General features: G+C 62.1%; 23 protein-coding genes. 13 read left to right on the top strand and 10 right to left on the bottom strand.

Annotated elements, in window-relative coordinates; genetic code table 11:
* Positions 1 to 3 precede the first annotated feature (3 nt).
* Positions 4 to 543, bottom strand: coding sequence for a DUF7342 family protein (locus tag C461_RS00420; protein WP_007997623.1), 540 nt, complete (start codon positions 541 to 543; stop codon positions 4 to 6).
* 560 nt (positions 544 to 1,103) lie between these two features.
* On the opposite strand from C461_RS00420, the gene C461_RS00415 reads away from it, so the two are divergent.
* Positions 1,104 to 3,692, top strand: a complete 2,589-nt coding sequence (locus C461_RS00415; protein ID WP_007997621.1) for a PD-(D/E)XK nuclease family protein — start codon at positions 1,104 to 1,106, stop codon at positions 3,690 to 3,692.
* A complete protein-coding gene (locus C461_RS00410; RefSeq protein WP_007997619.1) occupies positions 3,689 to 6,526 on the top strand; it encodes a UvrD-helicase domain-containing protein in 2,838 nt (945 codons plus the stop codon). Before C461_RS00415 ends, C461_RS00410 begins: the two co-directional genes overlap by 4 nt.
* 44 nt (positions 6,527 to 6,570) lie before the next feature.
* Here the strand turns inward: C461_RS00410 and C461_RS00405 are convergent, their stop codons facing one another.
* Positions 6,571 to 7,443, bottom strand: coding sequence for a hypothetical protein (locus C461_RS00405; RefSeq protein ID WP_007997618.1), 873 nt, complete (start codon positions 7,441 to 7,443; stop codon positions 6,571 to 6,573).
* Positions 7,444 to 7,612: 169 nt separating this feature from the next.
* Complete coding sequence (locus tag C461_RS16320; RefSeq protein WP_007997616.1) at positions 7,613 to 7,831, bottom strand: DUF7511 domain-containing protein; 219 nt, start codon at positions 7,829 to 7,831, stop codon at positions 7,613 to 7,615.
* 379 nt (positions 7,832 to 8,210) lie between these two features.
* Between C461_RS16320 and C461_RS00395 the strand changes: the two genes are divergently transcribed.
* Positions 8,211 to 9,269 carry a PAS domain-containing sensor histidine kinase gene (locus C461_RS00395; protein ID WP_049906133.1) on the top strand — a complete coding sequence of 353 codons (1,059 nt, stop codon included), beginning with the start codon at positions 8,211 to 8,213 and terminating at the stop codon, positions 9,267 to 9,269.
* Between the two features lie 606 nt (positions 9,270 to 9,875).
* On the opposite strand, the gene C461_RS00390 is transcribed toward C461_RS00395, so the two are convergent.
* Positions 9,876 to 10,769, bottom strand: a complete 894-nt coding sequence (locus C461_RS00390) for a DMT family transporter (RefSeq protein ID WP_049906132.1) — start codon at positions 10,767 to 10,769, stop codon at positions 9,876 to 9,878.
* Positions 10,770 to 10,869: 100 nt separating this feature from the next.
* Here C461_RS00390 and C461_RS16140 point away from each other — a divergent pair, with 100 nt between their 5' ends.
* On the top strand, positions 10,870 to 10,998 hold the full coding sequence (locus C461_RS16140) for a hypothetical protein (RefSeq protein ID WP_275039102.1): 129 nt from the start codon (positions 10,870 to 10,872) through the stop codon (positions 10,996 to 10,998).
* A gap of 89 nt (positions 10,999 to 11,087) precedes the next feature.
* Entirely contained in the window at positions 11,088 to 11,360 is a 273-nt protein-coding gene (locus C461_RS00385) for a DUF2249 domain-containing protein (protein ID WP_049906131.1), read from the top strand.
* Positions 11,361 to 11,661: 301 nt separating this feature from the next.
* Here the strand turns inward: C461_RS00385 and C461_RS00380 are convergent, their stop codons facing one another.
* A complete protein-coding gene (locus tag C461_RS00380) occupies positions 11,662 to 11,895 on the bottom strand; it encodes a DUF2249 domain-containing protein (protein ID WP_007997610.1) in 234 nt (77 codons plus the stop codon).
* Positions 11,896 to 12,274: 379 nt separating this feature from the next.
* On the opposite strand from C461_RS00380, the gene C461_RS00375 reads away from it, so the two are divergent.
* Positions 12,275 to 13,633 carry a hypothetical protein gene (locus C461_RS00375; RefSeq protein ID WP_049906129.1) on the top strand — a complete coding sequence of 453 codons (1,359 nt, stop codon included), beginning with the start codon at positions 12,275 to 12,277 and terminating at the stop codon, positions 13,631 to 13,633.
* A gap of 129 nt (positions 13,634 to 13,762) precedes the next feature.
* Entirely contained in the window at positions 13,763 to 14,395 is a 633-nt protein-coding gene (locus tag C461_RS00370; protein WP_007997609.1) for a hypothetical protein, read from the top strand.
* Between the two features lie 34 nt (positions 14,396 to 14,429).
* Here the strand turns inward: C461_RS00370 and C461_RS00365 are convergent, their stop codons facing one another.
* On the bottom strand, positions 14,430 to 15,512 hold the full coding sequence (locus tag C461_RS00365) for a DUF2249 domain-containing protein (RefSeq protein ID WP_007997608.1): 1,083 nt from the start codon (positions 15,510 to 15,512) through the stop codon (positions 14,430 to 14,432).
* 154 nt (positions 15,513 to 15,666) lie between these two features.
* Here C461_RS00365 and C461_RS00360 point away from each other — a divergent pair, with 154 nt between their 5' ends.
* From C461_RS00360 to C461_RS00345, 4 genes are all read left to right on the top strand, one after another.
* On the top strand, positions 15,667 to 16,077 hold the full coding sequence (locus C461_RS00360; protein ID WP_007997607.1) for an SRPBCC family protein: 411 nt from the start codon (positions 15,667 to 15,669) through the stop codon (positions 16,075 to 16,077).
* Positions 16,078 to 16,415: 338 nt separating this feature from the next.
* Positions 16,416 to 16,841, top strand: a complete 426-nt coding sequence (locus C461_RS00355; protein ID WP_007997606.1) for a DoxX family protein — start codon at positions 16,416 to 16,418, stop codon at positions 16,839 to 16,841.
* Between the two features lie 251 nt (positions 16,842 to 17,092).
* Positions 17,093 to 17,344 carry a hypothetical protein gene (locus tag C461_RS00350; RefSeq protein WP_239639069.1) on the top strand — a complete coding sequence of 84 codons (252 nt, stop codon included), beginning with the start codon at positions 17,093 to 17,095 and terminating at the stop codon, positions 17,342 to 17,344.
* The gene (locus tag C461_RS00345) at positions 17,341 to 17,598 is read left to right on the top strand and encodes a DUF7123 family protein (protein WP_007997604.1); all 258 of its coding nucleotides are present in this window, start codon (positions 17,341 to 17,343) and stop codon (positions 17,596 to 17,598) included. The genes C461_RS00350 and C461_RS00345 overlap by 4 nt, the downstream gene beginning before the upstream one ends.
* Before the next feature lie 54 nt (positions 17,599 to 17,652).
* On the opposite strand, the gene C461_RS00340 is transcribed toward C461_RS00345, so the two are convergent.
* Both C461_RS00340 and C461_RS00335 read right to left on the bottom strand, forming a co-directional pair.
* A complete protein-coding gene (locus C461_RS00340) occupies positions 17,653 to 18,360 on the bottom strand; it encodes a hypothetical protein (RefSeq protein WP_007997602.1) in 708 nt (235 codons plus the stop codon).
* A 61-nt stretch (positions 18,361 to 18,421) separates the two neighbouring features.
* Entirely contained in the window at positions 18,422 to 19,441 is a 1,020-nt protein-coding gene (locus tag C461_RS00335; protein ID WP_007997601.1) for a DHH family phosphoesterase, read from the bottom strand.
* Positions 19,442 to 19,743: 302 nt separating this feature from the next.
* Here C461_RS00335 and C461_RS00330 point away from each other — a divergent pair, with 302 nt between their 5' ends.
* Complete coding sequence (locus C461_RS00330) at positions 19,744 to 20,631, top strand: CPBP family intramembrane glutamic endopeptidase (RefSeq protein WP_080506223.1); 888 nt, start codon at positions 19,744 to 19,746, stop codon at positions 20,629 to 20,631.
* Positions 20,632 to 20,815: 184 nt separating this feature from the next.
* On the opposite strand, the gene C461_RS00325 is transcribed toward C461_RS00330, so the two are convergent.
* Both C461_RS00325 and C461_RS00320 read right to left on the bottom strand, forming a co-directional pair.
* Positions 20,816 to 21,649: a hypothetical protein gene (locus C461_RS00325; RefSeq protein WP_007997597.1), complete on the bottom strand. Its 834-nt coding sequence runs from the start codon at positions 21,647 to 21,649 to the stop codon at positions 20,816 to 20,818.
* A gap of 385 nt (positions 21,650 to 22,034) precedes the next feature.
* Positions 22,035 to 22,280 carry a hypothetical protein gene (locus C461_RS00320; RefSeq protein ID WP_049906126.1) on the bottom strand — a complete coding sequence of 82 codons (246 nt, stop codon included), beginning with the start codon at positions 22,278 to 22,280 and terminating at the stop codon, positions 22,035 to 22,037.
* A 259-nt stretch (positions 22,281 to 22,539) separates the two neighbouring features.
* Here C461_RS00320 and C461_RS00315 point away from each other — a divergent pair, with 259 nt between their 5' ends.
* The gene (locus C461_RS00315) at positions 22,540 to 23,775 is read left to right on the top strand and encodes a CBS domain-containing protein (protein WP_007997595.1); all 1,236 of its coding nucleotides are present in this window, start codon (positions 22,540 to 22,542) and stop codon (positions 23,773 to 23,775) included.
* The last annotated feature ends 67 nt before the right edge of the window (positions 23,776 to 23,842 follow it).

Here is a 23,842-nt window from a genome sequence, read left to right as displayed (position 1 = left end):
CCGTTAGCTGCTGGCCTCGGCAGGCTCCGTCGTCGGAGCGAGGAAGTCCCACTCGCGGATGGCGAAGCCGACAATCTGGATGCGCCGTTGAAGGTGTTCCCACTCGCGAGCAATCTCACGACGACGGTCTTCCTCGTCACCGTCAAGGGACTCGTCAGCGAGCGTCCCACGAAGCTGATTCGGTGATTCAACGCCGAATTCGTCCTCCCAGTCGCGAATCTGTGCCTTCATATTGGCGAGCCGGTCGGTAAGCTCCTCGACAGTGTGTCCGCCATCTCGGAGGCGCATCGCCTCCTGCATCGCTTGGCGGCGGTAGTCAGGGCAATACGTCGTGTGAGTACCGCTTTCGTCACGGCGGAGGATGCCGTCGCCGACGAGTCGCTCGAGGACGCGCTTAGTTGGTTCGTGTGACCAGCCTGCCTCGGAGGCGATCCAGTTAGCCGTCTGTGGCTCCGACAGCTGCCGAGCAACCATCCGCACGCGGTCTTCACCCGTGGTCTGGCGTTCGATCAGGCCCTCGGAGTTCGATTCATCTTCGGTCATACAACATCGTTCGGCCTTTGTCTTAATATAGGTTGAGGTGATTAGTTCTATATCGAATAGGCTTCTTCGCCATCGTCCCCGATTTCAGCGGGGAGTAGCCAGAGCAAACTCGGAGCCCGGTCTCGGTGGCTCTACCCCGGAGAAGCGTCCTCGTGAGGCGGTTCCAGCATTCGTGCTTCACCGACGGCGTCGGGGTACTTCAAACTGGTCGTGATTATCAGAATAATCAGGAGCACACGTCGGATCTATCGGATCGGTAGAATTCGGAGCATAGAAGCCCCAGAAAGCATCATCACAGCAATAGACGAGTTCATAAATTGAATATCGCTATATAGAAAATCAGGGGTGAGAGTTCTAATTCTGTCTTTTGCCCCTACTGATGGCCGGTTCAGTCACGGTGGCTACGAATATGTTCGCAGGCGAACCGCAATAATCACGCTAGTTATCATCTTTATCTCGTTTGTTGATCCCCTTCTTGATCCGCCAATGGAACTCTTCCCGAACTGCTGATTAGACTTCCCGACGACACATTTTTGAAACTCACCAGAGTTCGCTAGTCCGTGTCAATTACACGAGCGAAGTCTATCGATTCTCTCTACGAGGAATGCAAGGATTTCGACCTTGTGCTCGTGCCGGATGCGCCGATGGCGAGTGTTCTAAACCGACGCCTCGACCAACCTCACTACGGGCCGTTCGCGATCACGCCACGGCGCCTGGCTGCCCGACGCCGAGAACAGGCCGAGGATCGACTCGCGTTCCTCGAAATCGTCGAGACGACTGATCTCAACTGGAAGGAGGCGGCCTATGCGGTCGGGAACATCCTCCAATGCTGGGAGTACCAAGGGACGGCCGAGGCCGTTCTCGACTACGAGCAGTTCGCGACGACGGCAACGCACACCGCCGTCGACTGCATCGCCGAGATGGACACGACGTCTACCCGTCTCACCGAGTACAGCATCGAAGCCGACACATCGGTCGCGGTCGTCGGGTTCGAGCAGCTCACCGAACTCGAACGCTCGATCCTTCCGCCAGACTACGAGACAATCGACCCGTTCACCGAGGAGTCGTTCGATCATCCACCCTTCCGAATTCTCGACTCACCCGCCGCAATCGTCGATGTCGTCCTCGATACGGTCACACCGGAGAACGCCGACGACGTGGCCGTCGTCCTCGACGCAGCGAGTCAGTATTCCTCGCTCATCGAGTCGGCGCTGGAAGCTGCCAATATTCCGTACTACGGTGGTCCGGGGTTCACCGACGATGCCCGTCACCGCGCATTCTTACAGCTCCTTCGAAGCGCCCACGCTGGCCGGGATACGCGAGTAGGCGACGTTCGGCCGCTCCTCACCCAGCTCGGGATGCCCGTCGACATCGAGCACGACGAGAAGCGTCTCTACGACCTCAACCGCCCGGAAGTAGACTGGCTCCTCGAGTTCCGCGAGGAGATCCGTTCCTGCACGTTCGAGGAAGCCATCGACGAATACGAAGCAGTCACGGACGCCTCTATCGACGCCTTCAGAGCGGAACTCGCGACGCTCGGCCTCCTCGACGACGCCGTCACCGAACCGGCAGTTGACCGTCTCGAGTTCTATCTACAGTCGTACGAAGTGCCCGTGGATCGGGAGAACGAAGGTGTCCTCTTGGCAGATGCGAAATCGGCTGCGCACGTCGACCGCGCCGTCGTGTTCTATCTCGGCCTCGACGAAGGGTGGACACAGTCGTCGCCTCGTCGCCCGTGGGTCGATCGAGATCAGGAGTTCGAGCGGAACATCCGGCAGTTCCAACTCCTCTTACAGAACGGCGTCGACCAGTACTATCTCGTGCAGGACACCGCCGGTGGAACGCCCGTCACTCCGTGCCTATACTTCGAGGAACTGTTCGACGAGGAGTTCGATCGATTCAGCGACTTGGACTCACTGCGACACTCGCGGGCGCCTCGAACGACACGGGACGGGTTCGAAACAGAACCACTCGATGTCTCCCCCGAGGACGTCACCGCACTCAGCCAGTCGAGCCTGAACACCTACGTCAACTCACCCCGCGATTACTTCTTCAGCCGACTCGTCGACAACCCGGACAAGGACCACTTTCGGGAAGGAAACCTGTTCCACGACTTCGCGGAGTTCTACGTCTCGCATCCGGACGCCGTCACGTCTGATACGCTCGACGACGTAGCCGCAGTCATTCTCGACGAAGTCGACCCGTTCCTCCGCAGCGTCGATCGGGAGGTCCGACGCACCAAGTACCGCGTCGGTCTCCAGACTATCGTCGAATTCCTCGAGGCAAACCCGCCGAAAGGTGATGGCCTGACCACGCCGAACAGTGGCTGGGGAGAGAACTTCTTCGCTGCGTATTACGACCGCCCCGTCGATGCGTCGCACACCGAACGTTGGTTCGAGAACGCCGATCTCGGGTTGAAGGGCAAGATCGACCTCGTTCACAGCCCAACCCGACTCCTCGATTACAAGAGCGGCGCAAAGAAGTCTGCATACTCGATCGTCAAACATTCGGCGCTTGATCCACCGGGTGACAAACCGAACTTCCAGGCGTTGCTGTATCTCGCGCACCAGCGGACCGAGCGCCCGGACCAAGAACTGCAGTTCACGTTCTTCCACTTCCTCGAGACGCTCGACGATGTGGTGACTGGGGATGGGTCTCTCGAGGACTGCCTCACGACGGTGACGTATTATCCCGTTACGTACGAGGGATACATCGCGAGACGAGACACGTTCACCGAACTGCAGGAAGACGCCGCGAACGACTGTAACAAGACCTTCTCCAAGGTGGCGTACGAAGAGTACCTGGAGTTCTTGGACGTACACGAGTTCCCGGAGACGAGAGACAAAGACGAACTCTTGAAATCCACGTTTGCCCGCCTCTTGACGGAGCAGCTGAAGGAGCGTGTTGGAGACTACAAGTACGTAACGAAGGGCTGTAAGCAGGCACTGAGACACCTCCTTCGGATCCGCAATCAGAACTATTTCACCGGCGACGTGGACACATTCGAGCAGTTCGTCCGAGAGCGCCTGTCGGAGTTGAACACTCGTCGTGCGGGTGACGAGCGCTTCCCGGTTCAGGGACTCGGCGGTGACCCCAACTATCGGTACGTGGACAACCGCGATTGCATCCTGGAAGGTGAGTCACGATGACTGCATCAAACGACCAACAGCAAGACCTGATCGACAGCAAACGGGGCATCCACGTCGTCGACGCCGGCGCAGGGACCGGAAAGACGTTCACCGTCACCCGTCGCTACGCCGAAATCGTCGACCAAGACGACGTCGAACCCGAGGACGTCCTCCTCGTGACGTTCACCAACAACGCGGCGACGGAGATGAAGGACCGAATCGTCGCCCACTGTGACTACGGGATGCGCGAACTCTCGGACGCACCGATCCAGACGTTCCACAGCCTCTGTCACGACATCCTCATGGAGCACGGCTTCGAGGCACCGACGCTCCTCGGCATCGACGACCGCATCACGGGGTCCACGCGTGTCCTCGAAGACGAAAACGTCGAGAAGTCGCAGTTCCGCGAGTTCATCCGTCGCTTCAGCGACGACCACCCCGAGTACGACGACTTCTTCCGGGCCGTCACAGAACCGGTCGAACTCCTCGGGTTGCTCAATCAGCTCGCGGCGAAAGGTGTCTTTCCGACAGCCGACGGCTGGTACCGGAACGGCGAGCGGCATCTTGACGGCGACTTCGACGCGTTTCGAGAGGTCTTCGACGAGCTGAACCAGCCCCGTAACGACGGGAACAAGCAGTCCGAGCTGCGCTCGAAGCTCGGGGGCTACGGGAACGACACGTGCTACCTCCCAGACGCACCCGAGGAGGACGAGATTCGCGGCGGATGGGGTGAAAAGCAGGTTCCTGCGGCAGTCGCACGACTCGCGTTTGACGAACGGCGAGCGGACCTCAAGAACTTCGTTCACGACGTCTACCACGAGTACCTCGCGTTCGCGCTCAGTCGGAACTACCTCAACTTCAGCTTTCTTCAGCTATTTGCGTTCGTCCTGCTCTGTGACGACCATCGACTCCGCGACGACGTCGCGTTCGAGTACGTGATGATCGACGAGTTCCAGGACTCCAGCGAGATCCAGTTCAAACTCGCACTCCTGCTCGCGGACACGAACAACGTCTGTGTCGTCGGCGACTGGAAACAGAGCATCTACTCGTTCCAGTACGCGGCCGTCGAGAACATCACCGAGTTCGAGTCCCGCCTGGATCGGTTCGTCGACGAACTCAACGGCGATCACGAGCGAGTGTCGTGGGCGACCCGCCCGATCATCGATATCGAACTCGTCGAGAACTACCGCTCGACACAGGCCATCCTCGATTTCTCCGAGCACAGCCTGGTGACGCCCGCGGCGAGCACAGACGACGTCGACGAGGCGACCGTCCGAGATAGAATTGTGTCGCTCTCTTCGAACGCCGCGTGCGAGCACTCTCAGATAGAGGCGATTCAACACGAAGACGAACACGAGGCCGTTCTGACCAAGATTCAGGAGATCGTCGGGAACGACGCGTATCAGGTCGAGGAGGACGGCGACCTTCGGCTACCAGAGTACGGTGACATCGCCGTCCTCACCCGGACTCGTGACTTCGGCCGAGAGCTCCTCTCTGTCGCCGAGACGTATGGGTTGCCGATGGCGTACGACGGAGGCATCGAGTTGTTCCGGTCTGACCCGGCGAAGCTTCTCCTGGCGTGGCTGCGCATCCTCGAATCCGACGCGGAGCGAGGGTGGGCAGTCGTGCTTGAGGAAGCGGGCTACACGCTCGACGAGGTCGAACACGTGCTCGATAGCGAGGAGTACCCCGCCAACATGCAGGCGTTCAAGTCGGAGCTTGCGGCCCTGGAGACCGTCGGCGGGGTTGCCCGGCGCGTGTTCTCTCAATACGACTACGACGGGGCCGACGCCGACGTACTGCTGACGACGATTCAGTCCGTCCACAGCGCGACGACGCTGACACGAGGTGACCTCATCAGGTTTGTCGAACGGGGCATCGAGGACGGAAGCACTCACGAGGTCCACGCGAGCGCCGGTATGAATTCGGTGACGGTCCAGACCATCCACGCGGCCAAGGGACTCGAACATCCCATCGTCGTGCTCGCGAACATGAACTCCCATCGCTTCCCACCGTCGGGCGGGAACGGTAACGCGATCACGTTCGACGATCCGATCGGACTACGCCAGCGAAAGCTCTACGCCGACGATCACGGCTATCCACACGTTCACGACAACTGGCGGAGTGACGTCCTCCGGAAGTGTCTGCCGCGTGGATACGACGAAGAGCGACGCTTGCTCTACGTCGCGATGACGCGGGCCGAGAGCCACCTCGTGTTCGCCGCCGGCGAGAGCCCGAACGCGTTCATCGAAGCGCTCCCGGTCGACATCGAGGACCTGGAGCCCGACGTTCGAGAAGGCGACAGCAGCGAGACGACGCAGGGGCACTTGCAGATTTCCGTGCCGACGCCGGACGGCCCGGTCGGACACTCGCCGCACACCCTCATGCGCGACGACGTCTTCGAGGAGGTCGACGACGGAAGAGGGACCGCGTTCGGAACGAAGACCCACGAATTCGCCGAGCGGTACGTACTGGAGGGAGACGTCGAACCCTCGAACGACCACGAGCGTCACGTCAAGTCGTTCCTGGACTCTCTCGACGGAGAACTCCGAGTCGAGGAGGACGCCTATCTCCCGCTCACTGTCGACGGCGAACGGGTCACCATCTCGGGGATCGTCGACCTCGTTCACATCCGTCCCGACACCGTCGAGATCATCGACTTCAAAACGGACCTCGGGCGACACGCCGAGGATGAGTATCGGAAGCAACTCAGCGTGTACTATCACGTGCTGAATGACTGGTTCCCTGACCGAGACGTGACTACAGGGATCTTCTATACCGCCGAGGGTAGGTGCGTGGATATAGACCCACTCTCGTTATCGAAAGTAGCCGAGTTGATTTCGGAGATCCATTGAGGCGGCTCTGTTGAAATCGGCTGTATTCAGTACCTGTACCCCGGTCAGTTCGGGTGTCTCGCCGACACGTCGGCGATCGTCTGAAACTGCGCCGGGTCTCGGAGGAACTCCCCGCCCGTGTCGGCGATCGCCGACTGGTCGATGTACTCGACGCCGTCGCCGTACACCGCCAACACGGGCTCGTCTTGGAAGTCGCCGATCGGTCGAGACGTGGCGCACTCTATCGCGACGTACGTCCCTCCCGGAAGGGTCGGCGCGTCGGCGTACGCCGCCGGGAGGTCGTCTCTGTGAACGCCCGCGAGCATGTGACCGGGGAGGATCACCATCGCGGTCCGGTAGCCGAACGTCGGCTGCGAGAGCATCCCGATCAGCAGATACGTGAGGTCCTCGCAGTCACCGCAGCCGTCGACGAGCGTCTCCTCGACGGTTCGGATGTACTCTGGCGCTCCCGTCGATTCCGCGTCCGTCACGTATTCGAGCGAGTGGACGAGTCCGATCGCCCTTTCGAGACGGGCCGCCTCGGGGAGCGGCCGCCGAGCACGCTCGTTCGTCGGACTCGCGTCGGTGAGCAACTCTGTGAGCCGCTTGGCGTGAACACTCGCCTTCGCCGCTTCGAAGCCACTCAAGTATCCGTGTGGCTCGTCGGCCGCCTCTCTGTACGCGGACCGCTCGAGCGGGAGCTCCAGACGCCACTCTCGCCCGGGCCGGTCCGTCCACTCGTACGTCATCGCGTAGCCGTCCGCGGTCCGTTCTCGAGAGACCGCACCTTCCGCGTCGATGGGTGTCGGCCGCGTCGGCTCGCTTGCAGAAAGAGACAGCGCCGCAGACCACAGATCGGACAGTTCGACCACCGAAGAAACGACGGCACCGAGTGCGACTCGTTCCAATGCGGTGACGAGGAGTTCCCGTCGTTTCATACCCACCGGGAGACCACCTCGGCTTCGTCCGGTACCGGCAGAGGCGTCGGAATCGGCGTCGGCCGAACCATCCGAGTCGGCGTCGACCGGCGCATCGGGACCGATCCGAGCCGACAGCGTCCGGCCTTCCGACCGTCTCGTCCGCCGCGGTCGCGGTGCATCCGAGAGGTTATCGGAAGCATTCGGGCTTGATGACGGAGTCGACGTTCACCGTTACCCACGCCGACAGCCGCTCGTCGTCGGTCGCGTCAACAGGAAACACCGTGACCCGGTCGGGACCCGACGACCGCCTGTCGACCTGATGTACCAGACCGGTAAACGCGGTCCCCACCGAGTTCCGTCCTGTCGTCTCGTCATTCGTCGGCGTCCAGTTGGTGTCCCTGGTCATCTGTGACTCGTTCGGGATATTCGCTGACCACCGCTTGAACGCTTATAATAGGTGAACGGACGCGTCAGAAACCAACTGGTGGGATATATACTCGTCGTGACCGATCCGTTGTCCCCGTTTCCACTCGGCGAAGACGAGCCTTCATCGGTCTGTTAATTGTTATTTTTGTGTTAAAATACCCCGACTATGACGCGGCCCGGATGCGGTCCGCATGCGGTCCGGACGCGGCCGTGGGAAATAGACGATCGTAACATATCCGATTTGATAGGACAGTAAGTATCCGTTGGTCAGAGAACGCGTGGTCGGCCCTTGATCCGTACGGAGCGATATATATCACTCATAGCAACGAAAACCGTGTCTCGATAAAATTCCTGCCTGTATGTCCTCGCCGGAATGCGAGACGCTGTCACCGGTACTCGATACGCTCCATACCGGTGTGGCGATCTACGACGCCGTCTCCGGGACCATTCTCGACGCGAACGCGCGATTGGAGGAAATCCTCGGCTACACTCCAGACCAACTGCGTGAGCTCTCCGTGGCCGAATACACGGCGAACACGTACCCACACACCGAGTCCGAGTTCCACGATCGACTCTCCGCGGCCGCCACCGGAAGCCCGCAACAGTTCATGTGGCGGGCCAAACGAGCAGACGGCGAACTCATCTGGATCCAGGTGTTCATTTCGCGACAGCGCCCGACGGCGGACCGCTGTGTCCACGTCGAGGTACGGGACATCACGCGTCACTACGACACCCATCATCGAGCGGAGCTGTTCTGGCGCGTCCTTCGACACAACCTCCGGAACGAGGCCGCAATCATCATCGGATGCGCGGAGCAGGCGATGAACGGCCCCGAGAGCGAACCGTCCGAAGAGGTCATCTCGACCATTCAGTCCAGAGGCGAGAAGCTCGGTAACCTCGCGACGTCCGTGAAACAGATCGAGCACGCAGTAACCGACTCGCAGGCGAACCTCGCCCGGGTTTCCGCCGCGAGCGCCGTGCGGGACGTCGCGAACCGGATCGGCGCCGAACACCCCGACGCGGATATCCGGGTCAGCAAACGGGAGCGGATGTGGATCGACATCAACGAGGCGTTCGAGTACGCGCTCGCACACGCCGTCGAGAACGCGATCGTCCACAGCAACGACGAGGCGCCGGTCGTCGAGATAACGGTCGGCCCGTCGCCCAACACCGGTCGCACGGAGATCCGCATCGAAGATTCGAACTCACCGATCCCGCCCGAGGAGATCGCCGCGCTGTTTTCGCCGACCGTCACCACGAGCACGTCCCACGGCTCCGGAATCGGCCTGTTCGTGATGAGGTGGTGCGTCGAATCGCTCGGCGGGGAGGTGTTGTTCGAATCGCGGGATTCCGAGGGAAACGCCGTCTGCTTACTGCTGCCGCCTAAGCAGCCCCCGGATTCGGTGACGGCCGACTAGGTTCGTCGAGAAGCGACCGCACGTACGTCTCGGCGGGAGTCGTTCTACGAAGCCCGGTCGGCACGAACACATCCCCAATTCACCCTTTTAGGTATCGAGCCGAGCGCTGTCGGCGGCGCCCCGGTCGAGAGGAAATAGAGGGGTTCGCGAAAACAGCCGGAGCGATCGCACCTGCAAACCGCCCCGATAATCGCAAGACCACACGCAGACATGCGGAGCGGAACGGATGTCTATTGAGTCGAAAGTGATGCGTTTCCACTGGAGACCTCGCGCCGCCGAGAATTTCGTTTCGAATCCGTCTCCGAGGTGCGATTCGAGTTCGCAGCGGGGAACCAGGCGGACGGCGCGACTTTCCGGTCCGAACGGGCCGAGAGAGCGTACTCGAACCGTTCGGCTCGCCCGCTCGGACGCGACGAATTTGGGTCTCCCAGAGACCGACGGCGACATCACGACCCACGAGTGCTTGCGAGAACTCGCAGACCACCCCGAAGCCGACGAGGAACGCGGCGGCTAGACAGCGGGGTTCACGACGTGTCGCTTCCCAGTGCTGGCGAAGCGGTACGCCGTTCGCGAGCGAGTAGGGAGGGCGATTCTGATACCCACGCGCTACAATGTCCGACGCAGCGCCCGCCACTTCGCGGCGACGAACCCCGCGAGGATGAACGCGAACCCGACGACGGTCGCGGGCGTCACTTCCTGCCCGAGCACGAGCCACCCCGCCAGCGCCGCGAAGACGGGAATCACGTACTCGATGAAGCTCATCTCGATTGGGCCGAGGTCGTCCAGCAGCGTGAAGTACAGCAGGAAGCCACCGACGCCGGCGACCGCGGAGAGGTACGCGAGCGCGCCGAGCGCGGACGGCGTCCACGTGGCCGCCGCGAACGACTGACCGGGGAGCGCGAGCACGGCGACGTGGAGGACGACCGCGCCGACGGCCATCATCCACGCCTGCGTGGAGAGGAACGGCATCGACGGCGAACGGCTGTGGGTGATGACCGCGGCGACGGCGAACGCGAGCGCGGACGCGAGCACGAGCGACACACCGAGGACGCTGTCCGCGATATTCGCGGGGTCGGGGTCGGCGATGACGACGACGCCAACGAACCCGAGCGCGACGCCGAGCGCGAGGTCGGCGGTGAACTCCGCGTCGGTGGAGGCGAGACGCGTGAGCGCGGGCGTCACGACGGGGATGAGACCCAACAGAACGGCGGCGACGCCGCCCGTGACGTACCGCTGGCCGGCGAAGAGGAACGCGTGGTGGGCGCCGATGATGAGCGCGCCGCCGACGAGCACGTAGACATAGTCGTCCCGAGTCCGGGGGCGGAACTCAGTGCCGGACGCGAGAACGGCGGCGAACAGCAGCGCGGCGGCGACGTCGAATCGCACGGCCGCGAACGGCACCGCGGGGAGATCCGCGAGGCCGACGTCCGTCGCCATGAACGCCGTCCCCCAGACCGCACACAGCAGCAAGAAACGGCCGGCTGTCCGATAGCGACTCATTCACGAGGAACTCTCCGCCGGACGGCGATATATGCGTCGAACCGCCCCGGCCATCCGAGCGCCCGGACGGGCTTGGTGACGGCGTCGACGTCGCGGTGGGGTGCAGCGACAACACCTCAACGCCGGCCCGGGTGCCATCGGCGGGCTCGACGCCCACGAGGGGCACTTCGACCTCGCCCGCGATGGCGGAGAGTGGGGGAACGTCGACGCGCTCCGCGACCCCAATTGACGGGCATCGCGACGAGCGGGTGGCACGCAACGACGGGACCGAACACGTTCGGGATAACTGACGAGGCGCGCGGAGCGCTGATCCCAACTATGCCACAGAAGACATCAGTCCTGGAAGAGACCGCCGCACCGACTAACTGGTCGGTCGAAACGCTCGATGTCGCCGGTCTCGGTCCGCCGGAGCCGCTTCGCCAAACGCTCGAACTGCTCGCGGACCTGCCGGATGAGACCGTCCTCATTCAATATAACGACCGGACTCCGCAGTTCCTGTTCCCGAAGCTCGCGGACCGTGGCTACGTGTACGACACCGTCGAGACCGACGACGGCGTGGTTACGGCGATCTGGGCAGACCCGGACAACTGACGCGCTCGCCGGCTGTAGCAGCGGCGATGACGGCGATGACGGCGGGGACGGCGGTGACGGCGGGGACGGGAGCGACGGGAGTGGATGGGCGAAGGCAGTGGCCACAACGTGTCGAACTCCGACGGCGACTTCGAGAGCGAGACCGTCAGCGAGGAGGGTCATCCCGTCGAGCACACGTTCGGAGAATCCGGCACCGATACGCACGTCTGTACGGCACACGACGGCGTACTCTATTCCTATCCAAACGGCGATCGTAAACTGAAACGGACACGTTGGGAATCGACAGGCACACCGAACCAGGTCACTCGTGCCGAATCTCGATATACCACACGTCGGACCCGTCAGACCTCGTTTCGTACTGGAAGCCGCGCTCTTCGAGGACCTGATACAACGGCTCCGGCTCGAAGCTGTTGATCAACAGCAGCGTCTCGTCGTCGGGGAGCGCTTCGAGCTCGGCCATGATGTCTCCGAACGGTTCGCCGTCGATCTCTCGGACGTCCAGGCGTCGATCGGTCTCGTTTCGCTCAGTGACCATATCTGTTCAAGCGTCGACGAGGAGGTGCGTGTTCCCCCGAACGTATTCGGGGACGCATCCGTGGACGGTCTTCAACACTCCGTGCCTGCGACGGGCACTGTTCAACTCCAGTTGGTGGGGTCGCAGTGCACGTGTTCGACGTCTCGTCGGCGAGCACTCGCAGGCGTTCGATCCGGAGACGTTCGATCTGCAGACGTTCGATCCGCGACCCTAGAGTCGCTATTCCCGAACGCGGTTGTGCCGGGTGTCGAATCCAGTGGGTCCGGCCCGCGCTCGTCGACATATCGTTGAGTTCTCCCACAGTAAGAACGACCACCGCCGGCGGAAGGGGAACATCTTCGGTGGTACGGTCAGGTGTGCGGAGACCGTACCCGGCCCCATGGGCGCGATTCCGGGTAACATCGAGACGGACCAACAGCCGCCGATGACGGTCCCGTTACGACACTTCGTCGTCGGGCTCGCCTTCCTCGTCGCGGGAATCGGACTCGGGATCGGCTTACACCTGAACGCCGTTCCGGGACTGGGACGGCTCGCTCACATCCATCTCCTGTTAGCCGGATGGTTCTGTATCACGATCATGGGTGCGATGACGCAGTTCGTGCCCGTCTGGTCGGGGGCAACCCTCCACTCACGGCGACTTGCGAATCTGCAGTTGGGGTTGGTCGTCGCCGGACTCTCCGGGTTTGTCGTCGCGTTTATTCGGATCGAGACGACGTGGCTGATCCCGTTCGCGACGCTCATGCTCGCCGGCTTCTGGGTCTTCGCGTACAACATCATTCGAACGCTCGGCACGGTCGAGAAGTACGATGTCACCGAACGGCACTTCCTCGGTGCGCTCGGCTTCTTTCTCCTGTTGACCGTTCTCGGCGTCCTCCTCGCGATCGACTTCACGGTTCCGACGTTTTCACGGGTCGGCGTCGGCCGGTCCGGAGTGGTGGGCGCCCACGCGACCCTCGCGGTGTTCGGTGCCGTGCTCACGACGGTGTACGGCGCGCTGTATCAGCTCGGGACGATGTTCACGCAGACGGAACTACGCGGAATCGACCACCGGCTTCGATCCATCGAGGAGATCGCGCATCCCACCGGCGTGGTCGCGCTCGCGGTCGGTCGGCTCGTGGCTCATGCTCCCGTTGCGCGGGTCGGCGGTCTGTTGATCCTGTTCGCCGCGTCGGCGGTCTGTCTCATCCTGGCACGCAAACTGTACGAGATGCGGGTCGAACGGACCCCGATGCACACGCGGTACATCGTGGCGATCGGCGCGCTCGCAGTGTGGATCGCCGTCACAGTGCCCGCGTGGATATCCGACCCGTTGACGCGTGAGCAGCTGCTCGGCGCGGCGAACGCCGGCCACCTGCTGTTGTTGGGAGCGATCGGGTTCGTCGTCGTGGGGACGCTCTACCACATCATTCCCTTCGTCATCTGGGTCAACCGATACAGCGATCTGCTGGGGTTAGCGGACGTCCCGATGATCGACGACCTCTACGACGACCGGCTCGCCGCGATCGACGGCATACTCCTCGGAGGCGGAAGCGCACTGATCGTCGGCGCGAACCTGTTGGAAGTCACTGGAACGCCGGCGCTCCTCGGCGGACTGCTAGTTGGCGTCGGCGTCGTGGCGTTCGTGTCCAACATGGTGCTCGTGTTGGTCCGTCACAGCCCTCACTCGATCGATCGGATCGTGTTGGGGTCGCTCTCGCCGCGTCCCGCCCGGGCTCCCGGCGAGGCGAACGAGGAGTGACGACTGGTCCGAGCTCACGAGGTCGACGGACCGACCGTCCGAGAGGGCGGTCAGTTCCCGCGCGACGAGCCACCAAACACGAACATGTGCGGGAGTAGGGGTACCCCGCTCGATCTCGAACGAGTGCGTATGCCCAGCTTTCCGTCGCCGTTCGGGTCCGATGAGAGCGACTTGTTCGACGAGTACGACGAGTTCGTTTCGGACCACGTCCCGAGACCGGGCGAGTTCCTCGAGCCTCACGACCTGCTCACCGGGGCGGACCACGTCGCGTTTCACCGTCTCACTCGGGACTGTTTCGAGGACCGGAAGGTGTACGATATGACGTTCAACTACAACCTCGCTCGACTAAACCTCGACACCCGTCACACGAGTGCCGGCTACCGCTACGCCGTCGAACGCGACGACGCCGACGACGCCGACGACGCCGTCGAATCGGAAGACATCGACCGCGTGCTCCGCGCGGAGTTCACGCCGACGACCCCGTTCTGTCCACAGACCCACACGCTGACGATCGGGTCGTTCCGGGCGTGGAACGGGCTCTCGGAGCGACACGAGTACGACCTCGTCCGCGTCCGCGCGGCACCCATGCATCACCAGAGCGAGGCGATTAACGAACAGCTCGCCGACCTCGAGGAGACGTACCTCGAGACGGGAGACGTGACCGCCGACCCCGAGGACGATGCTGAGATCGGGTCGAATTCAAGGGACCGATCGATGAAAAACGAGGGGCCGGGTCGCGGATCGACGGACGCTCCGTTCTGAACGTCCGAATCCGTCTGTCTCCGAAATCGTCTCGTCAGAACGGTGGGTTCGGATCCTCCGAGACAGTCGTGTCAGTGCCGTGCGTTTCGGCTTTCCCGATCAGTACCCTGAACTCGCCGGGCTCACGCTTGCGGTACTCCCAGTGGAACTCCGGGCCAGCCTCGGCGTCGAACTGGTGATACAGCGGCTTCGGGTCGTGGTCGTTCACGAGGGTAACTCCCTCTCCGTCGTCGAGGTTCGCGTACGCCTCGAAGATCTTCTCGTGGCGCTGAGCGGGTGGGAGGTCGCGGACGTCGAGCTCCGCCGTACTCTCTGGTATCTCGTCGGACGCTTCCGCGAACCCCCCGTCATCGCCAGACGTCGCGGACGCGGGATCCGCACCGGTAGGTGTGGGTTCGCTTCGCTCAGCCTTTGTGATCTGTACCCGACAGCGGCCGGGCTCTGTTTCCACTACCTCCCAGTCGAACGCGTCACCGTATTGCTCCCGAAACTCGCGACGGAGCGGCCGCGGCTCGTGCGGGGCGATGATCTCCATCGTCCCGCCGTCGGGTATCATGCCGTATCGGTGGTGGATCGTCTCGTGACGGTCCTGTTTCGGGATCTCTCGGACGTCGTATCGCGTGGTCACGCCCTCGTTGTCGGCTATCGAGGCGTCGGTCTTCACGATCTCGACGCGCCATTCACCCGATCCGCGACTCGCGTACTCCCACTCGATGACGTCGCCGTGCATCGATCGAAGTTCGTAGTAGAGCGGCTTCGGATCGTGGTCGTTGACCAGCACGAACCCCTCGCCGGATCCGAGGCGGTTGAACGCGTCGAGCAGCACCTCGTGTCGCCGCTGCGGGATCAGGTCACGCACGTCGAACGTCCCCAACTCATCGTCACCGAGTGGTCCCTGTTTGGACACCCGCACCGCACGGGGTTCCGCGTCAGGATCCTCGTGGTCCCAGTCGAGGGCACAGTCCCGTTCGATCTGGTAGTGGATCAGATGAGCGTCGATATCTCGATCGGCGACGACGAGAACTTCGACATCTGTCTCCGTCTCGTCGAGCGCGTCGTCGATCCGGTCTTGAAACTCGTGAGGCGAGGAGTTCCGGAGGTCGATTTCAGTAACCATCTCTCAGATCGAGTACGGTCCCGAAGAGGGATGGTCCCTCAGACGAACGTGTTCGGGACATCCCTCAACCGAGACGGAACCGAGGAACGAATTATCGTATGCGCACCAATCCAGTACAAGAGCCTCGGTCGTTGTCCGAAGAAAACAGTGACCCATGAATTCGGTAACGCTGTCGCGAACGATCGACGCACCACCGACTGTCGTCCGCGAATCGATGAGCGAACTCGAGCAGTTCATGCGGGCGTCAGGCTTCGACGAGGTTCACGTAGACGGCGAAACGGTTCGCGTCGCAAACGAGGTGGGGATCGCGACTATCGAACTCACACTCACGCTCGTTGACCGGCCCGACGCCGACCTCGCCTACGAGCAGCGCGACGGTATCTTCGAGGAGATGCGGACGGCGTACACCGTCACACCGATTCCCAACGGGAGTGAGGTAGTCGCGACGACGGAGTTCGCGCTTGATATTGCGATCGTCGGGGACGTACTCGATTCAACGGTCATCAAACGCCAACGGCGACAGGAACTCGCGGCCCAGTTCGACTGGCTTGAAGAGATTGTATAAATGATCACTCACGTGTGGAACTACCGAAAAGTCAGATCGCCGGTGAGAGCCGGGTGTTTGAGGTGGTGTTTGACAGCCGCTCTCGTCAAGATTCTGCTCGATGAAGAAAAACACCAACAGCCCCTCCTACTGCGTCTTTCCGTGTTCCCACATATGAGAGAGTCATATAATCAACACATCGAGAGTAGCCCTAGATCTGTTGGGTAACAAATGTCGAAGAGTGGACAGCAGCAAACGCGGACACAGTCCGATCACACCGACATGTAATTGAGAAGTCATCCGTTGAGGAGAGTTCTGTGAGAGCGCAACTATTTCGGTTCTCTGAGAAGTAGCCAGTGATGATGAGCGAGATTCTAGATCGGCTCAAGCAACCGTTGCTGTACGTGCTTGGTCCGGCGTTTGTCGTCGCCGGCGTGTTACATTTCATCGTACCGGAGTTGTATGTCCAGATCGTACCCCCGATCTTCCCGGCACCGCTTGCACTCGTGTATCTGTCTGGACTTGCCGAAATCGCGGTTGGAATCGGCCTGCTGATTCCCCGAACTCGACAGCATGCAGCGTGGGCGACGGTGGCGTTGCTCCTCGCGATCTTTCCAGCCAACGTCTATATGGCGACTCACGGGATCGTGATCGAAGGGATGCCGGGTGGTGGCGACCCCTCCGAGTTCGTCCGTTGGGGCCGGCTCCCACTCCAAGGCGTGTTGATTCTGTGGGCCCTGTGGTACACTCGATCACCGGAAGACCGAACTGAGACCACCGGTTGACATCCTCCCCGTGCCCCAATAGACAACCGAATTGCGAGTCATCTCGAAGTCTCTAAAACGCCCCAAAATGCGTTATAAAGGTTTAAATTGTATCTGACGTGGTTTTGAACAGTCACGCGTGGGCGGTGAACGATCGTAAAATGACCGGAGAGATCGGTAATCCGGCTGAATTTGTGCCAACGCTCTGGCCCTTATATACTGTTGGCCATCCATACGAGAAGTAAGACGAGTGTACCCCGATGTCAAGTAAAATGTCCTCTTCATCGATCCGGGCGCCGATACAGATCGGCACCAGCTTATCGAGCGCGTGTTGGAGCCGAGCGGTTGCAAGCGTTCGTGCAGTCGCGTTCTGGGCGGCGATCCTGTTGCCGATCGCGTACGTGCCCGCCGCGTACGGGATGATGGGGTTCGAGCAGGGATGGAGTCCCCTCGCGCTCATCGCCCTCCATATCGCGTGTGTCGTCGTCGGTCACAACCACAACCGCTCCGCGATTCACGCATGAGCGCGACGAACCACGCCACGCAGCCGGCCGCACAAGCTACGTCGTCGAAGGCCGACCGACTCGCCGAGTTCCTCCGAGCCGAAGCAGCCGACGGCGAGACGTATTTCAAAGCGAAGTTCATCGCCGACGACGTCGGGCTCTCCCCGAAGGAGATCGGCGCGTTGATCGTCCAGCTTCAAGACTCGATACAGGATATTGAGATCGAAAAGTGGTCATACACCGGTGCGACCACGTGGCGCGTCGCCCCGGCGTGACATACAGGGGATTTCAACAGAACCCAGGAGCCCCGAAAGCCGAGTGAGAAGCGATCACTCAGTATCTGTCGCGGTGCGGTGGACCAGCTCAAGCGCAAATCCGAGGGTGAGTGCGCCAACGAACATCAGGACGGTACTCGCGATGATCGCCGTTTCGGTAACCCGCGGGATCTCCGCGACGACCGATACGAATATGCGAACGTCGAACGCGACGACGACGATGGCACCGATTCCGTTGAACGCCATGTCGAGAACCGTGTCACGGAATCCGTAGTGCTCGAGCACCGGCGGTGTATCGATGTGCTCACCGAGTTCGCGGGCGGCCAGTTCCACGAACTCCCAACAGACACCGGCGCCGAGCGTGAACAGAACGGTGAACAGGGCTGCATAGCCGTCTGTGACCTGCGATCCGAGTGCGGAGGGGGTCTGGAGGCTCGCGTAGACGAGCGCCGCGAGGAGAGCGGCGGAGACGGTGTGTGTGACGTGGTCCCACCACGAAACGGTGTCGTACCACCTCAACATCCCTAGCATGTGAAGAAACCCCGCAACGGCGATCCACGCGGAGAGCGCGGGATCGAATGCGACGTCGGCCCCGCTTCTGAACGCGATCGCTACCTCGGTGAGAGTCGGCAGGGCAGCCGCGGCAACGGACGCGATCCCGTTCACGACCGCTTGGACGTCCCGAGACAGCACCCCGAGCAAGAGTGTCCCGAAGATCCCTGCGAAGAAGACGAGGAACACGGTTTGCAGGACGGTCGTCATAGGATGAGGATCGACAGTTTGACACAGTGACTGTCGTGCTCGGAGGCGTCTCGCAGTCGGCTCACTCTCCTTTCTCGTCGGATAGGTTGAGTTCTGCGACAAGGCGTGCGGTAATAGTCTCTTCGACGATATCGAGCAACTGGGCGTCGTCGGATGTGTAATCGGCGAAAATGCCGAGCGGGATTTCTCCACCCGCAACGTCGTGGTGGCCGCCGCCGCTGCCAACGTCTTTGAACGCCTCGTGTAGCACCGTCCCGGCGTTCACGCGCGCGTCCGGTGACCGAGCGCTGATGTGGATCGCGTCGTCGACGAGGCCGAACACGATGGCGGTTTGAACGCCTTCCAATCGCACGAGGTAATCGACCGCTTGGGGGAGCGCGTCCCGCTCGGTCGTCCGACCGACGTGAGAGATGAGCACCGCTTGGGTTATCATTCGATTGTCGATCGCGGTCGAGATCGCGTCGAGGGTTCCCCCAGACACAGACGGCGTCGAGAGCTTCCGGAGCATCTCCTGATCCGCGTGCTCGTGGAGATGCCCCGCGGCCTCGTACTCCCCGTGGGTCGCTCCCCGGAGGAAATCGAGGGTATCCGATCGGATAGCAAACAGGAGCGCCGTCGCGAGATCCGTCTCCAGTTCGACGTCGAGTTCACGCACGTACTCCGTGAGAATCGTCGCCGCTGCGCCCAGTTCCTCACGGTGATCGACGAACCGAGCGGTGATGGCTTCCGCGGGGTGATGGTCGATCACGATATCGACAGCCGTGTCGGGGGGAACCGTGTTGTTCTCGCTCGGGACGGAGTGATCGACGAACGCAAGTAACGAGTCCGGCTGCCGGTTCTGGACGGCTGCGGGTTCGAACGGACGGAGATCGATGTCGAGCAGATTCACGAACGCCCGGTTCTGCTGGTGAGAAATGTCGCCGCTGTAGAGAATCTGCCGCTCGTCGATGCCGGCCGCGGCCGCGATTCGCCCCAACGCGAGCGCGCTCGCGAGACAGTCCGGGTCGGGGTTGTTGTGACAGACGATGTTGAGTTCGCTGCCCTCTTCGAGGAGTTCGTGGAGTTGTTGTGCGTGGCTCATGGCCTTCGTCTACGTTCTCTAGACAGTTACAGTAGGGGGGCTATCGGACTCTCGATGGGTGCTGCGTCTCGCTCTGGCCCTAGATAGAGCTTGTATATCCGATTTGGAACGGCAGATCGAGCCCGATCGACATCGGATTCCGCGGGCGATCAGACAGTATTCGAAGGCCGCTGAGGCGGTGGTCGTTCGCGGATGCCAGTCGGTGTGCGTGCGAATAGCGAGCAGATCGCTGTACTGGTTCCTCGTTCCGGCCGAGAAGACCCACCTGCAAGGTTATGGTCTCGTCGTGCATATGTTGACAAATGGCTGAATCGACGTCGCACACGCGTTCAAAGGGCGGTGTCGAGACGTCCGGTGACGGTGTCGGCAGTTGGTGGGCGTACCTCGTCGTTGCAGTGGGTGGAACGTGGATCTTCTGGCTGGCTGCGATCGCCCTCGGCGTGAGGTTCGACAGCGCCGTCGGGTTCGTGTTGCTCCTTGTCGGCCTCGCCGTCCCCGGCGTGGTCGGGGTCGTGTTCGTCTACCTCGTCTACGACGAACGCGGACGGAGTGACTTCTGGAACCGCGTCGTCAATCTCCGACGCGTTGGGCTCCGATGGTTCGTGGTGATTCTGCTGGTACCCCTGGGTATCGGCGTTCTTGCTGGCGTCGCGGACCTACTCCTCGGGGGACCCGGGCCGGCGTGGGGTGAGGGCGTCACCGAATTCGGCGTGAACCCCCTCGCAATTCTCCCGGCGTTGTTCTTCGCGACCCTGCCCCCGATCCTCGAAGAGTTGGGATGGCGAGGGTACGCGCTTGACCGACTACAGCTGAAATGGTCGGCGTTAAGCGCGAGCTTGATTCTCGGCGTTGTCTGGGCGATCTGGCATCTCCCGCTGTTCTTTATCGACGGGTCGTTCCAGCACGACGCGGTCGGGTTCGCGACCACGGGCTTCTGGCTATTCATGACCGGGATCGTCGCGCTCTCCGTCGCGTTCACGTGGATCTACAACAACACCGAGCGCAGCATCCTCGGCATCATCGTGCTGCACGGATGGGTGAATTTCACCGCCGAAACCATCGTGGTGCCGGACATCCCGTACTACACGCTTTGGTTCGTGCTCGCCGGAGCGATCGTCGCAATCTGGGGGGCGAAGACCATGACGGCCGACGACGAGGTGCCTCGCCCTCCGCTCCCGACCATCCCGTAGCGCAGTTTCCTCGGAGTATCCACGCAGGAGGATCGACTCTGTTCGGAGAACAGTTGAGATTCGGACGAAACCGATCGGAAACGGTGTTGGATCCGCGGTCGTTCACTGCCCGTGCGAGGTCGGCGTCGAGAGCCCGCACCCAAAGTAGTCCGAAGATACCGAACGCAGGGTGTCGGCCCGTCGTTCACTCGCTCCCCTCGCCAGCCAACCGATCGCGAATCGGATCGAGGTGAGCGTGCCCGACCACGGCGACGACGGACCCCTCGGTCCGCAGCGACTCGATCCGCGACGCCATGCTCGCCTCGCGGAGCTCGTCGACGAGCTCCTGTCCCGGCGGCAGCTTCAGCGCCCCCAGCAGTGCGCGACTCCGAGACAGCTGCCGGGCCTCGTCAGCGGCTTGTGCCGCGGGCGGATCGGTGACGGAGCTGTCGTGGGCGGCCGCCGTCTCGACGCTCGGAGCCCAAGGCGTCACCGCGCGGACCGCTGCACTCACGGCACAGGTGACGGTGTGTCTCGAGACCGAGAGGGTGTTCCGGACGGCGGAGACGGCCGCCTCGCGATCCGTCTCCCGTGCGCGAAGCGCCGCGACGAGCCGCCGCCCGTACGCCCAGTTGGGGGCGTCGATTCCCACGACTCGCCCGTCGCCGCTGGCCGCCAGCGCCGCGGCCATCTCGCCGCCGTCGTACGCACCGCCCGTGCGTCCGTCGCGCTCACTGGCGTACTGGCGGTAAAGCGGTATCACGAGCGGGGACAGTTCCAGGGCCACGACCGCCGGCGCGACTCCCGCGACCACCCGCCGCGCCCGCGCCTGGCTCGCCGGGTGGTCATGCGTGACGCCGACCAGCACGACGGTCCCGCCCCGCTCGATGCTGGGAACGACTCGGAGATAGGTATCGTCGACTCGCGGGTCGTCGAGCCGCGAGTCGTCCCGGACTACGCGGTCCAGTGGTCGGTCGCTCTCTGCGTGTGCTGTCGGGTCAGCCGCCCCCCGCTCGTCTGTATACTGGTGCTCGGTCATTGCCCGGGTGTCCACCCGTTTCGATCGCGAAACGAAGAACTACTTCCGGTAATTCGTCCCTATATAAATCCCTACCGGCTGGTAGGGCCCGAAACGTGTGGACTGACTGTCACTCCCGTCCGGCCCGGCCGACGACGGCTGGCCGACCGCAACGTCGACTGTCGCGTTCGCGCCGCCGGACGAGCACCGGTTCCGTCTCGGAGGTCGTCGAGCTAGCAGTCGGCTCGTCAGACTAGCCCGCCGGTCGGTTGGTGAGATGAAGGAGAGCAAACGGTACCGCCCGACAGCGACTGGCCGCGAGTACGTCGGCCCGCCCGGAACGCGAGCGGAGCGTGGCCGCGGCGGCCGCAAAAATCCGCAGCGAACAGAGACGCGAAGCGCGGAGTTACAGGTTCTTCTTGAGTCGGATCTCGTCGTCAGAGATCGTGTCGATGCGGCCTTTCTCCAGGGCATAGTCGTCCTCGTCGGCGTCGCCCCAGCCGAGTTTGGAACGGATCGTGTCCGTGATTCCGGGATCCGCGTTCACGTACGCTGTACCGCTTCTGACCTCGGTGACGATCCCGATCTTCTTCCCACTGGAGTCAACCACGTTCTTTCCCTCGTCGTCTTCGGTTACGTGCATTCGTGCCATCGCGTTCTGGACTGGATCCCTGAACGGCTTTGTTATGGAGGTAGTATTTCTCAGAACCACGATAACGCCGCGTTACCGGCTCAGAAGCCGAAAACAGCGACGAGCGCGGAAGCGAAATCACGACATACTGGATCGCTATCGAGACGGACCATAGATGCGATCACAGCGAACGCGTGCGGCGCTACCGAGCGAGACGAAATCGAACCCTCGGTACCAATAGGTCCCACATTACTGTCCGATCTCCCGTTCTGGATCGCACATGAACATCTCTGAGATCCTCTCGCCGAAGTTCACCGAGTTCGATATCGGGACTCCGCTTTCGAAAGTCGCCGGGGCGTTCGAAAATCAGGAACTGGACGCCGTCGTCGTAACGGACGGTGACGAGTATCGCGGCGTCGTTAGCCGACGGCAGTTGGCCTCGTCGTCCAACCAGCCGTCGGCGAAAGTCGGGTCGCGGGTACAGCACGTTCCGACCGTCGATCGGACCGAAGACGTCCGAGAGGTCGCCCGCCTCATGATCGGCAGCGGCGCCAAAACCCTCCCCGTGTTGGACGATGATCGCGTGGTCGGTGTCGTAACCGGTGACGGCGTCCTCGAGGCGGTTCAATCCTTCCTCGGTGCCGCAACGGTCGCGGACGCGTACACGGAGAAGGTGATCAGCGCGACCCCCGACACGACGATCGGCAAGGCGCTCAATATGCTCCGAGAAGGTCGAATCGCGCACCTCCCGGTCGTCGATGACGGCGAAGCCATCGGCATGGTGAGCCTGTACGACATCGTCGATTTCACGACGCGGGGCGGGACCAAGAGCCAAGGCGGCTCACCGGGGGACTTCGGAGGCCGTCACGGCGGTGAGCGACACGGTGGCCTCGGAGCGCGTGGGGGGGATTCCGATCGCATGCTCGATCTGCCGGTGCGAAACCTGATGTCCGACGTCGTCGTCACGGTCCGACGAAGCGCGCCCCTCGACGAGGTCGTCGAAACGATGTTCGAGCGGGAGATATCATCGGTGGTGGTTCTCGGAGACGAGCGCGATGACCCGATCGGCGTGCTCACGAAAACGGACGTCCTCGAAGCGCTCACCTGGGAACAGGAGGATCGGAATGCGGTGCAGGTGTTCGGGCTCGACCTGCTCGACGAGATGGACTACGATAGCGTTGCCGCGCTGATCGAGAATATGACGTCGAAATACGCGGACATGAGCGTGATCAAAACCAGCATCGAGCTACAGGAACACAAAGAACAATCTCGGGGGATGCCGCTGGTGCTCGCGCGGATTCGACTGGTGACCGACCGCGGCTATTTCACCGCCGACGGGGAGGGATACGGGTCCTCGCACGCGCTCAGACTGGCCGCGAACAAAGTCGAGCGGCAAATACTCAAGGGGAAAACGTACGAGCGGTCGAAGAAACATCCGAACAACCGAGAGCAAGAGCGCCTCTATGGGTGGTGGCTCGCGGGTGACGATTTCGATTTTCCGGAGGGAACTGAGTAACGTTTTCCGGCGATCTGCCGTCGTCACGGGTCGTATTACGAAATGCCGAATGTGTCATAACGAAACA

The organism is Halorubrum aidingense JCM 13560, from assembly GCF_000336995.1.
Classification (GTDB): Archaea; Halobacteriota; Halobacteria; order Halobacteriales; family Haloferacaceae; genus Halorubrum; species Halorubrum aidingense.
The sequence above is the reverse complement of the archived record's forward strand: the minus strand, read 5'-3'. Positions and strand labels throughout refer to the sequence as shown.

Bases quoted from the DNA above. Each gene is read 5' to 3' on its own strand.
- C461_RS00420 (WP_007997623.1), bottom strand. From the start codon at position 543: ATGACCGAAGATGAATCGAACTCCGAGGGCCTGATCGAACGCCAGACC.
- C461_RS00410 (WP_007997619.1), top strand. From the start codon at position 3,689: ATGACTGCATCAAACGACCAACAGCAAGACCTGATCGACAGCAAACGG.
- C461_RS00405 (WP_007997618.1), bottom strand. From the start codon at position 7,443: ATGAAACGACGGGAACTCCTCGTCACCGCATTGGAACGAGTCGCACTC.
- C461_RS16320 (WP_007997616.1), bottom strand. From the start codon at position 7,831: ATGACCAGGGACACCAACTGGACGCCGACGAATGACGAGACGACAGGA.
- C461_RS00395 (WP_049906133.1), top strand. From the start codon at position 8,211: ATGTCCTCGCCGGAATGCGAGACGCTGTCACCGGTACTCGATACGCTC.
- C461_RS00390 (WP_049906132.1), bottom strand. From the start codon at position 10,769: ATGAGTCGCTATCGGACAGCCGGCCGTTTCTTGCTGCTGTGTGCGGTC.
- C461_RS00385 (WP_049906131.1), top strand. From the start codon at position 11,088: ATGCCACAGAAGACATCAGTCCTGGAAGAGACCGCCGCACCGACTAAC.
- C461_RS00380 (WP_007997610.1), bottom strand. From the start codon at position 11,895: ATGGTCACTGAGCGAAACGAGACCGATCGACGCCTGGACGTCCGAGAG.
- C461_RS00375 (WP_049906129.1), top strand. From the start codon at position 12,275: ATGGGCGCGATTCCGGGTAACATCGAGACGGACCAACAGCCGCCGATG.
- C461_RS00370 (WP_007997609.1), top strand. From the start codon at position 13,763: ATGCCCAGCTTTCCGTCGCCGTTCGGGTCCGATGAGAGCGACTTGTTC.
- C461_RS00365 (WP_007997608.1), bottom strand. From the start codon at position 15,512: ATGGTTACTGAAATCGACCTCCGGAACTCCTCGCCTCACGAGTTTCAA.
- C461_RS00360 (WP_007997607.1), top strand. From the start codon at position 15,667: ATGAATTCGGTAACGCTGTCGCGAACGATCGACGCACCACCGACTGTC.
- C461_RS00355 (WP_007997606.1), top strand. From the start codon at position 16,416: ATGATGAGCGAGATTCTAGATCGGCTCAAGCAACCGTTGCTGTACGTG.
- C461_RS00350 (WP_239639069.1), top strand. From the start codon at position 17,093: ATGTCCTCTTCATCGATCCGGGCGCCGATACAGATCGGCACCAGCTTA.
- C461_RS00345 (WP_007997604.1), top strand. From the start codon at position 17,341: ATGAGCGCGACGAACCACGCCACGCAGCCGGCCGCACAAGCTACGTCG.
- C461_RS00340 (WP_007997602.1), bottom strand. From the start codon at position 18,360: ATGACGACCGTCCTGCAAACCGTGTTCCTCGTCTTCTTCGCAGGGATC.
- C461_RS00335 (WP_007997601.1), bottom strand. From the start codon at position 19,441: ATGAGCCACGCACAACAACTCCACGAACTCCTCGAAGAGGGCAGCGAA.
- C461_RS00330 (WP_080506223.1), top strand. From the start codon at position 19,744: ATGGCTGAATCGACGTCGCACACGCGTTCAAAGGGCGGTGTCGAGACG.
- C461_RS00325 (WP_007997597.1), bottom strand. From the start codon at position 21,649: ATGACCGAGCACCAGTATACAGACGAGCGGGGGGCGGCTGACCCGACA.
- C461_RS00320 (WP_049906126.1), bottom strand. From the start codon at position 22,280: ATGGCACGAATGCACGTAACCGAAGACGACGAGGGAAAGAACGTGGTT.
- C461_RS00315 (WP_007997595.1), top strand. From the start codon at position 22,540: ATGAACATCTCTGAGATCCTCTCGCCGAAGTTCACCGAGTTCGATATC.